The organism is Hymenobacter sp. BT18 (assembly GCF_012273015.1).
In the GTDB taxonomy this organism is placed as follows: Bacteria; Bacteroidota; Bacteroidia; order Cytophagales; family Hymenobacteraceae; genus Hymenobacter; species Hymenobacter lutimineralis.
This window is the reverse complement of sequence record NZ_CP050954.1, coordinates 119,737-131,983: the sequence shown is the minus strand read 5'-3', so window position 1 is coordinate 131,983 and position 12,247 is coordinate 119,737. Positions and strand designations below refer to the sequence as shown.

Sequence of the window (12,247 nt, the reverse complement as noted above, 5' to 3'; positions counted from 1 at the left end):
CGCCGACGGCTCTGTAAATATCAACTACCGCTGTTATCGGACCGTGATGCGGAAGGTGTAGAACCCCGTGGCGCCACCGGCCACCGCCGTCGTGCGACGGAAGGCCGATTTGTACAAGGCGTCGCTGCAGACCTTTTCCTGAGCCGGCGACACGTTGCCGGATACTTTCGTTACGGCCTCTACTTCACCGTCGGCGTTGATTTTGATTTTAAAGCGCACATAGCCCGATGTTTCGTTGATGGCCGGAGCAGTTGGCTTTTCCTCGAAAGCCCAGCCAGCCATTTCCAGGCCATTGCCGCCCCCGCTGCCACCGCCACTGCCGGGCGTGCCGTACAGGGCCTTGGCATCGAGGGAGCCGTTGGGGTCACCCTGGTCGCCCACGGCGCCGGGCCGGTCGCCGTTGTTGTTGCCGGTGGGCCGGTTACTGGTGCCGTTTTCGCCGTTGCCCCCACCGTTCTGGCTGCCGCGGGGCGTAAACACGGCCCGCTGGTCAACTTTCGGCTTGGGCGCTTCGCGCACGGGCTCTTCCCGGGGCGGAGCGGGCTTTTCCGTGGGCGGCACCGTCACGGGGCTTTCCTCGGCTTCGCTGGTTACTACCTTGGCTTCCTCAGTTGGCTGCGGGTCGGGCTGCGACTGTTCGCGGGCCGGCTGCGGATCGGGGTCAGGCTGGGCCGCGGGCGGGCGCGAGTCCTCCCGGTTAGGCGACTCGTTGGCCGGGGCCGTGCTTTGCACGTCGCCGGAGCCCGCCTCGTCGATGCCGTAGTTGAGCTCCACGCCCCCCCCGCCCAGCTCCAGGAGCGGCGGATCGGGGCCTTTGAACACGGTAAACCAGAACAGTAACCCCAGCAGCACGTGAAACACCACCGTGCCAATCAGCGCCTCGCGCCTATGTTCCTCGCGGTATTCCATGAGTTGATTTTACGTTGCTTGTTACGGGTTGTTCAATTTGGTTGTCAGGCTGAGTGCAGGCGAAGCCTTTCTACTGCTTCGTTAAGCTTACTACACTAGCAAGATGCTTCGACAAGCTCAGCATGACGTCCTGTAGAAGTGTGCCGCGCTAACAAAATCATGCCACTACGCAACCAGCTACTTCTGCTGGGCCTGGGTGGCCATGACCATCTTTATTTTCAGCCGGTTCCCGATTTCGAGGATATCTACCAGCTTCTGTACGTTCAGGGAAGCATCTACGCGCAGCACGGCGGTGGGCTGCTCCAGGCCGGCCACGCGCTGGGCCAGCGCCGTTTCCAGGGTGGCGGCCGTTACGGGCGTGCGGTCCAGAAAGTACTGGCCCTGGCCATCTACCGAAATCGTAATGGGCTGCTTTACGGCCTGTTTGCCCGAGCGGGCATTGGGCAGCATCAGCTTAATAACGTTCGGGTTCACCATCGTCGACACAATCAGAAAGAACAGCATCAGGAAGAACATGATGTCGTTCATCGAGCTGGTCTCGACGTGGGAAGAAACTTTACGGCGCCGGCTTAAATCCATTGCTTATGAAATGTGAGTAATGTGGTGGAATGTGAAAATGTGAGAAATGATGTGCTACTAAAACGCCTAAGCACATTTACCACATTTCACATTCCACCACATTCGCTAATTATCCTGCAGAATGTCCATGAACTCGATGGCCGAGTTCTCCATGCGGAACACCATACGCTCGACCATGATGCTAAGCCAGTGGTAGCCAATGTGGGCCACGATACCGACAATGAGGCCGGCGGCCGAGGTCACCATCTTGGTGTACAGACCGCCCGAAATCTGAGCAATGCCGAAGTCGCCGGTGGAGCTGATGGCGTAGAAAATCTTAATAACCCCCACGATAGTACCCACGAAGCCCAGCATGGGCGCAATGCCGGCCACGATGCCCAGCACGTTGATGTTCTTTTCGAGGCGGGCAATTTCAATCTTGCCCACGTTTTCCACGCTGGTTTCGATGTCCTTAAGGGGCTGCCCAATGCGGCGGATGCCCTTGTCAATCATGCGGGCCAGCGGGGAGGCGTTCTGGGCGCAGAGCATCTTGGCGCCCTGCAGGTCGCCCTTCACCATCAGGTTGCGGATTCCGGGCATAAACGAGTCGGGCACGGCGCCGGCCTTGCGGATGGTGAGGTACCGCTCGAAGATGATGTAGATCGAAACGAACAGCAGCAGAAACAGCGGCACCATAATCCAGCCACCGGCCAGAATCAGGTCAATCAGCGAAAGGCCGGTGCCGGCAGCAGCGTCGGCGGTAGGAACGGTGGTGGCGGCAGCAGCCGTAGTGTCGGGGGCGGCGGCAGTAACCTGCAGCAGAAATGGCGTCATGCTAATAGTTAATGACTTCGGTTTGCACGCCAAACTGCTTTCTTACGGCAGCCTCGTGGCGCTTAGCCGAGGCCTGGTCAGCGAAATCGGCGGCGGAAAGGCGGTAGAATCGGGTACCCTTAATGAAGCGGTTGCCCCGGCGCGGCAGGAGCAGTTGGGTAACCTTGCCTTTGCTGGCGTAGGCTTTCTGCAGCTTCCGGGCCGATGCCTCGTTGTTAACGGCAACTACCGCCACGTACCAACGATTGGTAATACCGGAAATTGTAGCACTGGCTTTTGCCGGTTCTACAGCCTTCTTGGCTATTGACACCGCTTTAGGCGCGGGCGTTGCAGCTACCTTCTTTTCGGGAGTGGCTACGGGCACCGGGGCCGGCACTTCCGCAGCAGCTACAGCCGGCGCCGGCTTCACAGCTTCCGGCTCGCTCCAGCCCGGTTGGGCCAAGGCCGCCTGCTGCCGCTCAATAACGGGCGCAGCAGGAGTTTCGGTTGCGCTGGCTACCTGTTCCGTGGCACCGCGTAGGTTTTCGGGCAGGTAGCCCATGCGCAGCGCAAACAGGTAGTTAGCCGACAGCACCAGGCCGCCAATCAGAGCCACGGCCACGCCGGTGAGCACGCGGCGGCCCAGGCGGCTGCGTGAGGCGCGCAAAACGGGCTCCGGCAACTCCGTACCTCGCTCCCGGGCCTGCATGGCGTCGGTAGCCCGCACGGGGCGCGAAAGCAGCTCGGGCAAACCAAAAGAAGCCGTGAGCAGGTTGTGGGTGCCGGTATACTCAAAGTCGAGGCCGCGGCCGGCGGCTTGGCGGAAGATGCCAATACCGGGCAGTTCCGTGCGCTGAGCAGCTGTTAGCTCACTTTGCATCCGCACTACCGCCTCGCGAACCAGCTGCCGGGCCTGAGCGGCCGGAATGTTGAGCGTCCGACTGAGGGCGTCTACCAGCAGGCCGTCGTTGCGCGTTAGCGCCTGGTTGAAGGCCACGCGCTTGGCCGGCGGGGCCAGCGTGTGGCGTACCGGGTGAATATGCGCCGGCGAGTAGTCGGCAATCAGCCCCCCAAACTCGGGGATGATAACACAGTCATGGTCGCGCAACAAGGCGCTGATATGGTCGGAAAGCTGCAAGGTCGGGCCGGGTTTTGTCGGAGGTGGATGCGGAGCTAGAACTGGTAGGTAACGCCGGCCAGCACATTCACGCCCTTCACCGGGTAGAGAAGAAAACGCTCGTATTTGCGGCCTAGCAGGTTGTTACCCATAGCAAAGATGGACAGATTATCCGAGAAACGATAATCAGCCCGCAGGTTCAGGTCCACTACGCTGTCGGTGGGGCGCACGGTTTGCACGTAGGTGCCGGAGGGCGTGGGGGGCACGCTATTGTCGGGCACAAAGCGGGTTACGGCCCCGTAACTCGATGACAAGGTGTAGAGCTCGGCGCCTACCAGCAGCTTGTCCATGAAGTTGTAGGAGCCGAAGAAGGTGCCCTGGAAAGTAGGCCGGTGGAAGGCCTCGGCCAGGGTTTTGGTTTTATAGGCATTGTAGTCGGCCTTAACGCCCAGGCGGAACCGCTCGGCGGCGTTGTAGAGTACCTCCCCGTGCACGTTCATGAACTGGGTGGTTTTGCGGTCATACACCAAGTCGAAGCGGGTAGAGTCGCGCCGGCTGTTGTTGTAGAAGTACAGGTTCTGGTCGTTGGCCAGCGTCACCTTGGCGTTCAGCTCCAGGGCCCGCGCTGGGGTGGCCGAGAAGCCAAAGAACACCGTGGGCCCGCGGTGGGTGTCGGCCACGCGCTGCTGAGGCCCCAGCCAGGGATTCTCGGTCGTCAGGTCGTACATGGTCACGCGCTGCAGGCCGCCACCGAGGCCCCCGTACACCACAAACCGGTCTTCGGCCACGGTGTAGCCCAGGCGCACGGCCGGGTACACGTTGAACTGCTTGGCCGTGCCGATGGTGTCACCGGTGTAGCCAAGCGTGGCGCCAATGGACACGTCGAGGCGGTCGAAGTCCACTTCCAGAGCGGGCGTCACCTGCACAAACGGCCGGCTCACGCTCACCGAATCCTTGTGCGAGATAAAGGAACCCTCGCCGTTGATGGCCACGCGGGTTTTCTCCGTGAGGTAGTATTTCGACTGCAAGCCCAGCTGGAAGTCACTTTCCCGGGCTTCGAAGTTGTCTTTCCAGTAGCGGAAGCCCGCGCTCAGGTCGTACTGAAACTGGGCGTCGGCGGCGCGGTTGCGCAGGTACACCTTGGCAGCGGCGCGGTTGAATACCTGCTTGAGCGTGTCGGCGTCGGGGCGCGGCTCCCGCGGGGTGTAGCCGTAGAAGTTGTACCGCTCCCGGCCCAGGTCGAGGCGGGCGCCCAGGGTGAGCGGGCCGCTGAAGGTTTCGCCGTGCAACCCCAGGCTGCTTTGAGCCACCCCGGAGTTTTTGCCATCCACGGGGCCTTTGGCCGAGGAAATGTGGCTGAGGTTGACGCCGTAGGAAGCCGCGTTGTCGCGGGTGTTGTGCAGGTACGCCTTGCCGTAGAGGGTGCCGTAGTTGCCCAGGCCCGCCTTCACGTAGTTGCCCAGCAGCGGGGCCAGCTCTTCCTGCTTAATGGTGAGCACCCGCACCGAGGGGTTCAGGTTATCGGAGGGCAGGCGGAAGTCAGGGAAGGAGTACTGCAGCGGCTTGGCCGTTTTGGTGGGGGGCGCAATCTGAACCTTCTCGTAGTTGCGCGTGGCCTCGGGTAGCTGGTTCACGCGCTCCTTCACAATCTCAATTTCGGCGTCTTCAATCTTGCCGCGGGTACGCTGGGCCTGGGCCAACTGCGGGGCGGCGCTGGCCGCCAGTAGCACCAGGGCCGCGGCGGTATGGGAGGAACGAAGCGTCATACTAGCAGAAAAGGGCTTTATTCAGCTGTTGCTTTACACAAACTGAATTTATAGCCTGTTAATCAGAAGGTTATTTTCGTATTTAATTTTACAGCTCACTCTTATTGCTCGCCTTCAGCAGGTGCTTCCGCCGGCGTTTCAGCGGGCGTGGCGGTGCTGTCGGCAGGAGCCGCCTGCAGAGAAGCGCGCGGCACCGTGCGGCCTTTGGGAGCGGGCTTGGCGGGTGCTTTGCCGGTAGCTGGCTTGGTGGTGCCGGCTTTGGTGGGTGCTGGCTTAGCCGGCGCCGGCGTGCCGCTGTCGAGGCCTGCGAGGCGCTGCTTGGCGCCTTCCACCACTTCCGCCACCGGGAATTTATTGTCGATGATGGAGTTCAGCGTGGCCTTGGCCTGGAAGGTTTCGCCCTGGGCCGTGTAGATGTCGGCAATGAGCAGGAAGGCCCGGCCCAGCCATAGCTCGTAGCTGCTGAAGCTGGAGTTGCTCTTGTAGGCTGCATCCAGCGCTGCCTCGTATTTCTGCTGCTTGAAGAGCACTTCGGCCAGCAGGTACTGCGCCTCCGCCCCCGATTCGTCGGTGGCGGCTGCCGCAGCCGCTGTTAGCTCCGGTACGGCTTGGTCGAGGGAGCCGGCGCGGTAGCTGGCTTTGCCCAGATAGAGCAGGGCCTGGTTAGCAGCGCTAAGCGAAGTGCTGCCCAGCCCTTTCACTTCCTCGGCCACGCGCCGGGTAGCGGGGTAGTCGCCACTTTCGTAGTAGCTTTTCATCAGCCCCACGCCCGCCGTGGCGATTTCGCGGCGGTTCTGGGAGGTGCTTTGCAGGCGGCCGTAGTATTTGATGGCCTCGGCGTAGTTCTTGTTTTCGAACTCCAGGTCGGCTACCCGGCCCACGGCGCGGTTCACAAACTCCGACTTGCCCTCGGCCACCACGGCCTTCATGCGCGTGAGGGCTTCGGCTTTCTTGCCGGTTTTCAGGTAGGCATCGGCCAGCAGGTAGCGCCCATCCACAGCCAGGGCGTTGTTGGGATACTGCTTGAGGTAGGCTTCGAGGCGCGGAATGGCCTGCTCGTACTTCTCCGCCGAGTACAGAGACTTGGCCGCCTCAAACTCTACGCTTTCCACGGCCGCGTCGTTGGGGTTCTGCTGCTTGAAGCGGGCTAGGTAGGCATCGAACTCATCCGTCTGTCCCAGGGCCGTGAGCGACTGTTGCAGGGAGTAGATGGAGGAACTGGCAGCCTTGCTGCGCGGGTATTGGTCGAGCACGCGCTTGAAGTCGGCGGCAGCTTTGTCGTGCTGGCCCAGGTTGGCGTAGGCCACCCCGCGCTTTTGCAGGGTGGTGGGCACCAGCGGGGAGTTGGGCCGGTTGTCGAGCAGGCGGGTGAAGCCGGCTACGGCCGCTTCGTAGTTGCCGCCTTCAAACTCCAGCTGGGCCTGTTGGTACACGGCATCATCGGCGTAGCGCGAGGAAGGGGCGGTTTTCAGCAGGGTAGCCAGGGTGCTGGCGGCCTCGTCGCGGCGGCCCAGGAGGCCCAGCACCACGCTCTTCTGGTAGTAGGCGTAGTCCTTGTCGGCGGCGTTGGCCTCAATCACGCGGTTGTAGCCTTCCAACGCGGTCTGGTAGCTTTTGGCCACGTAGTTGATGTCGGCCAGGCGCAGGGTTACGTCGTAGTAGTTGGGGTCCTTGGCGGCCTGAGCATCTTTCAGGTAAGCCTGAAACTGGGGTCGGGCCTTCTCATACTGCTGGGTGTTGTAGTAGGCGTAGCCCAGCCCGTAGCGGGCCTGCTGGTCGAAGTTGGTTTGGGCAGCAGGGCCACTAGCGGCGGTGCGCAGAGCGGCCGTGTAGCTCGTAATGGCCGGCTGGTACTGCTGGCCCTGGCTGTACAGGTCCCCACGCAGCACCTCGGCCGCGGCCTGCAGGGCGTCGTCCTGCGGATATTTCAGGCTTTTCTCCACCACCGGCAGGGCCTCGTTGAAGCGGCTGGCGTTGTAGAGCGTGGCGGCCTGGTAGTAGGCCACGCGCTGGTAGGTGGCGTTGAGCTTGGCACTGCGGTTGTCGAGGCCTTCGAGGTAGTTCAGGGCCTGGGCGTAGTCGGCCGAGTTCAGGAAACTCTCGCTCAGAATGTCATCTACTACGGCCGCGTTCTTGGAGCGCGGGTACTTGCGGTCGAAGTCGCGCAGGGCGGCAATAACCTCCTGGGTGTTGCCCTGCTCGTAGTTGATCTGGGCGTACTTAACGGTGGCGTTTTCGGTGATATTCTTATCAAACGTGAGCTTGCGGGCCGCGTCGAAGGCATTCAGGGCCAGCTGCTTCTGCTGGGTCTGCAGGTAGCTCAAACCCAGGTGGTAGGCCGCGTTCTGGCCCAGAGAGTCGCGGCGGGCGGCCACGCCTTTCAGGCTGCCGATGGCGCCCTTGTAGTCGCCCATCTTGTAGTTGGCGTAGCCCACCTTGTACTGCACCGAGGGGTCGATTTTCTTGCGGCCGTTGGCGTACTTGTCGAAGTACTCGGTGGCCTGCTTGTAATCCTGTTTCTGGTAGAAGGCGTCGCCCACCAGCAGCTGTATCTCGTCGGCCGACTGCGGGGGCGGCGACTGGGCCAAGGCCTTGGTGCCGTAGCTGATGAGGCCGTCCAGGTCGCCTTCCTTGTAGTAGATCTGCGTCATTACGGCCGGCACCACGGGGCGGTAGGCGTCGTTCTGCTCGGCCACGGCCAGGTCTTTGCGGGCCCCGGCAAAGTCGCCGCTCAGGTAAGCCAGGTAGCCGGCGTAGTAGGAGCTGGCGTAGCGGTACTGGTGCTGGCCCTGCTTGTTGCGGTCGAACTGCAGGCGGGCCTTGTCGAAATCCTTCTGGGCAAAGTAGCTGTAGCCCAACTTAAACTCCGACTCGGCGCGCTGCTCGGCCGAGAGGTTGTCGGGAGCCACGCGCTGCAGGTACTCAATGGCCTTGGGGTAGCTTTTCTTGTCGAAGTAGAACTTGCCCAGCTCGAAAAACGCCACGGCGGCCTTGGGGTGGGCCGGGTTGCGGGCCGCGAAGGCCAGGACGCGTCCTTCGGCGTCGGGGTGCTGCAGGTACAATCCCGAGACGGCGTAGTAGTACTCGGCGTCGGTGGTGCGGTCCTGCCCGTCGCCGGTGCGGCGCTGGGTTAGCTCCAGATACTGCTGAAATGCCTGCTGGGCCGCCCCGTACTTGGCGCGGTCGAAGAGCTCCAGGCCTTCCTGAAAATACCGTTCATCGTTGGCAAACACCTGCGTCTGCTGGGCCTGGGCGGCGAGGGGAGCCGTGGCGCCCAGGGCCGCAGCCAGGGCAATCCGGGGAAATAACTTCATTGCTCGGCGTTACGGGAAACAGCCCCACTTGGGAGGCGGATACGGCCAAAAGTAGTTAAAAATGCCGTTGGGTTGCGGCAGAATCAAGCTTTTGGATGCTAGTAACGTCAAATGAGGGGACTTGGTGTAGAAGTTAGAAGCATTGGCTCCTTTGGGGTTCATCTTTTTCTATCCGCCTGCCACGCTTTAGCAGTTTCCTCGTTGGCTGGACTTAAGCCTTCTGCCCACTCAAGTATCCTGTTGCTGATTTTTCCGGCGCTTGAAAAATCCAGCTATTCCGAATGCGTAGAGCTTTCCTTCTGACTTCAGCTAAAACAGCTTTCCTCTGGCAACCTTTGCCGCCCCGGGTGCCTCCTTGGGCTGTTCTCTCCCCTATTCTTCCTGATGTTTCTTCGCTTACCGCTGGTGCTGGCCGGGCTGCTGCTTGCTTTGCACACGAGTGCCCAAACCACCCTGCTGCGCGGCGCCGTGCTCGACGGGCAAACCAACGCCCCGGTGCCGTTTGCGTCCGTGGGCGTGCCCCGGCAGGCGCTGGGCACCGTGGCCGATGCCGAAGGGCGCTTCCAGTTTCGCGTGCCCGATTCGGTGGCGGCCCGGGCGCCGCGGGTGCTGGTGTCGTGCGTGGGGTACCAAACGGCCGACCTGCCACTCACTGACTTGCAGGCGGCCGCGCCGGTAGTGCGGCTGGCGCCCTTGGCCCGGCAGTTGGCTTCCGTGACGGTGCGGGCCGGCAAGCAGCGCGTGCAGACGTTCGGGCGCACGGCTGGCTCCACGTTCATGACGTCCCGCCTTTACACCGAGCCCGGCCTGGTGAGCGACGAGCTGGCCAAAGAGCAGGGCACCCTGGTGCCCCTGGCTTCGGACTGCCACCTGCGCGACTTCAATATGCTGGTAGCTTTCAACCGGTTTAAGTGCGTCACGTTTCGGCTGAATCTGTATTCGGTGAAAAATAACTTGCCCGATCAGCCCCTGCTTACTCAGGACGTGCGTTTTACTGTGCAGCAGCCGCGCGGCTGGGTGAAGGTAGACCTGGAGCCCTACCAGCTTTACCTGCGGGGTCACCGCGAAGTGGCCGTAACGGTGCAGTGGCTGCACAGCGAAGCGGCCGAGGGCCAGGCCAAGGCGTTTGGCATTGCCGCCGTGCCCCAGCCCGGGCACAGCATCCTTACCCGCGACAAAAGCCAGGCCCAGTGGCAGCAGACCAAGCCCGGCTACCTCAGCCTCTACCTCACCGCCGACGTGTACCGCCCCGCCAAAACCGCCCAGCCCGCCGCGGCCGACTACGCGCTGCCCGACTCCCTGCGCTACCTGCAGCAGCTGCAGGGCCCCGCGCTGACCGAGCTGGATAATCCCGAGCACTACGGCAGCAATACTGCCACTGGCAATACAATAGCAGTGCCTGGCGGACTGCTTTACTACGAGCGGTACGGTCGTGGCACCCCGCTCCTGCTCCTGCACGGCAACGGCCAGTCCATAGCAGCTTTCCAACAGCAGATAAGCGCGCTGGCCCGGCACTTTGAGGTTATTGCCGTTGATACCCGCGCCCACGGCCGCAGCGTAGATTACACCACCACGCCTCTCACCTACGACCTGTTTGCCGAAGACATACGCCAACTGCTCGACTCCCTGCACCTGCCCCAGGTGGACGTGCTGGGCTGGAGCGACGGGGGCAACACCGCCCTGAAGCTGGCCCTGGCCCACCCCGCCCGCGTCCGGCGCCTGGCCATTATGGGCGCCAACCTGTTTCCCACCCCTGAGGCCATCGAACCCGATTTCCTGGCCCTGCTCCGCCGCCAGCTGCGCGAAGCCGAGCATCACCCCGAAGCCGGGCAGCCCCACCGGGCGCGGCTAATCCGGCTGCTGCTGCAGGAGCCGCAGCTTGCCTTTCGGGATATGGCGGCCATTAAAGTGCCGGTGCTCGTCATGGCCGGAGAGAAAGACGTAATACTGGAAAAGCACACCCGCGCCCTGGCCCGCAGCCTGCCCCAGGGCCAGCTGCGCATTTTCCCGGGTGCGACCCACTATGCCCCCCAGGAAGTGCCCGGGTTGTTTAACGAGGCCGTGCTGATGTTTCTGCGGCAGCCCTGAAACTTGGCGGCATTAGCTAGCCCGTTCCAGCGTCACCTCATCCCGGGTGAAATCGAAGCGCTTGCGCTCCACCTGCCCGCGGCATACCACGGCCCGGGGCAGCGCCAGCTTGCCTTTGGCCTGGGCTTCCAGCTGGGCCTCGCCAGTAGCTTCGAGCACGGCTACAGTTTCGCCATTCAGCCGCAACTCCCACGGCCCCGGCACCACTGGTCCGTCCGGATACCCCACAATAAATACTTCCTGGGGGCTGATCTGAATGATGTCGAGGACGCGCATTTACCTTATTTAAAAACAAAACCTCTATCAGCAGAAAAGAATGCAATCAGCATTCCACCTAAGCTTAACCACACTCCCAATACTAAAGTCAGCTTTACTGCAAAGCTGTACTGGTTGTATTTCCGAAAATGATGACGCTGCAGCTTGTCTATATAATAGGCTAGTGTCAAACCAACCCCTATGCAGAATGTAAAAAATACGGGGGCATAAAATACGTCTATAGACAACCAACTACCTACCTGCACGAAGCAGCGTAGCAAGAACAGATACATATAAAGAACGGTAAGCTTGGTGGCCGAGTCTAAGCTAGACGGCTGTTCACTGTTCGTTCCAAAGGATTTCCAGAAGCTGAATTTAATCAACTGCAAAGCGGCATCTACCATACCTTACACCTCCCCAGCCTTGATCCGCGAGTCGAACCGGAACTCTTCCCGGGCCACAATCTGGATGCGCTTGAAATCGGGGTGGCGGCTGTGCAGCACGTAGTTGAACTCCTGGGGCACGATGGACGAGGGCACGCGCAGCACGGCCGAGGAGCGGCGGCGGTACCAGGCGTCGCCGAGGGGTTGGCACAGGGCGTAGCGGCTGGCCCGCTCCCACTCCGGCGGCAGCTCAGCCAGCGGTATTTCTTCGATCAGCAAATCATCCGGCACCTCAATGACGAGCACGCGGAACTGGTCGTTGAGGCCTTCGCCGCTGCGGTGTACCACGTTTTCGAGGCAGGCCAGGGCCCGACTGGCGGCGGTGTAGATGACGAACTGGTCCTTGAAATTCCAGCGCGCCCGGTACCCCGAGGCAAACAGGTCGTCGGCGTACTTGGCCAGGCAGATGCGGTAAACCAGCATAGGCTACGACAGGTCGCCGTAGGCTATGCGGGCCAGCTCCTCGCTCACCAGGTCGATGCCGCCGCTGGTTTCCAGCAGCTTCAGGGGCACCTCGCCGTCGAGGCCGTGGGCGGGCTTGTCGAGCCAGCGCAGAAACGCGGCCGCTTCGCCAAATACTTCCACGCCCAGGTTGTAGAGGCTAATGATCTTGAGGGTTTTCTCGCTGCTGGCCGGGCTCAGGGGCTTTTTCTCCTGGGAGTAGGTGCGCAGCGTCTTGGTCGACAGCTCGTAAATGGCCTCGAGTTCGTTGGCCTGCAGCTGAAAGGCCTCACCCACTTCGAAGGCCGTGGCGGCGGGCACGCCCTTGCGGGCCTCCATCACCAGGGCAAAGGCGTCCTGCCCGGCCCGGCCCCAGGCCGCCCATTTCTTGCGCAACGCCGCGGGCATAGTAGCCGCGAGCTTGGGTTGGTGTGCAGTAGCAGTCATAAAGCAGATTCTGATTTGGCAGGACGAACTTAAGGAAATTTTTCCAATCAACGCAGAAATTTTTCCAACAGTTGCGTTTCGCCTCTGCCGGATAGC

At 61.7% G+C, this 12,247-nt stretch carries 11 protein-coding genes; 1 reads left to right on the top strand and 10 read right to left on the bottom strand.

Features of this window, described 5'->3' with window-relative positions; all coding sequences use genetic code 11:
- Positions 1-33 precede the first annotated feature (33 nt).
- The 6 genes from HER32_RS00585 to HER32_RS00560 form a co-directional block, all read right to left on the bottom strand.
- Positions 34-909 (bottom strand): hypothetical protein, encoded by an 876-nt coding sequence (locus HER32_RS00585; RefSeq protein ID WP_168679670.1) that lies wholly within the window; start codon positions 907-909, stop codon positions 34-36.
- A gap of 177 nt (positions 910-1,086) precedes the next feature.
- On the bottom strand, positions 1,087-1,488 hold the full coding sequence (locus tag HER32_RS00580; protein ID WP_149071415.1) for an ExbD/TolR family protein: 402 nt from the start codon (positions 1,486-1,488) through the stop codon (positions 1,087-1,089).
- 105 nt (positions 1,489-1,593) lie between these two features.
- Positions 1,594-2,301: a MotA/TolQ/ExbB proton channel family protein gene (locus tag HER32_RS00575; protein WP_149071414.1), complete on the bottom strand. Its 708-nt coding sequence runs from the start codon at positions 2,299-2,301 to the stop codon at positions 1,594-1,596.
- A gap of 1 nt (position 2,302) precedes the next feature.
- The gene (locus HER32_RS00570) at positions 2,303-3,418 is read right to left on the bottom strand and encodes an SPOR domain-containing protein (protein WP_168679668.1); all 1,116 of its coding nucleotides are present in this window, start codon (positions 3,416-3,418) and stop codon (positions 2,303-2,305) included.
- Positions 3,419-3,453: 35 nt separating this feature from the next.
- On the bottom strand, positions 3,454-5,163 hold the full coding sequence (locus HER32_RS00565) for a TonB-dependent receptor (protein ID WP_168679666.1): 1,710 nt from the start codon (positions 5,161-5,163) through the stop codon (positions 3,454-3,456).
- A 101-nt stretch (positions 5,164-5,264) separates the two neighbouring features.
- Positions 5,265-8,477: a tetratricopeptide repeat protein gene (locus HER32_RS00560; RefSeq protein WP_168679664.1), complete on the bottom strand. Its 3,213-nt coding sequence runs from the start codon at positions 8,475-8,477 to the stop codon at positions 5,265-5,267.
- Between the two features lie 384 nt (positions 8,478-8,861).
- On the opposite strand from HER32_RS00560, the gene HER32_RS00555 reads away from it, so the two are divergent.
- Positions 8,862-10,565, top strand: coding sequence for an alpha/beta fold hydrolase (locus HER32_RS00555; protein ID WP_168679662.1), 1,704 nt, complete (start codon positions 8,862-8,864; stop codon positions 10,563-10,565).
- Between the two features lie 12 nt (positions 10,566-10,577).
- On the opposite strand, the gene HER32_RS00550 is transcribed toward HER32_RS00555, so the two are convergent.
- Genes HER32_RS00550 through HER32_RS00535 form a run of 4 tightly spaced genes read right to left on the bottom strand, consistent with a single transcriptional unit; the run spans position 10,578 to position 12,151 of the window.
- Positions 10,578-10,841: a hypothetical protein gene (locus tag HER32_RS00550; protein ID WP_168679660.1), complete on the bottom strand. Its 264-nt coding sequence runs from the start codon at positions 10,839-10,841 to the stop codon at positions 10,578-10,580.
- A 5-nt stretch (positions 10,842-10,846) separates the two neighbouring features.
- A complete protein-coding gene (locus HER32_RS00545) occupies positions 10,847-11,224 on the bottom strand; it encodes a hypothetical protein (protein ID WP_168679658.1) in 378 nt (125 codons plus the stop codon).
- A 3-nt stretch (positions 11,225-11,227) separates the two neighbouring features.
- Complete coding sequence (locus HER32_RS00540; RefSeq protein ID WP_149071408.1) at positions 11,228-11,686, bottom strand: RES family NAD+ phosphorylase; 459 nt, start codon at positions 11,684-11,686, stop codon at positions 11,228-11,230.
- Positions 11,687-11,689: 3 nt separating this feature from the next.
- Entirely contained in the window at positions 11,690-12,151 is a 462-nt protein-coding gene (locus tag HER32_RS00535) for an antitoxin Xre/MbcA/ParS toxin-binding domain-containing protein (protein WP_232066329.1), read from the bottom strand.
- Positions 12,152-12,247: the final 96 nt, after the last annotated feature.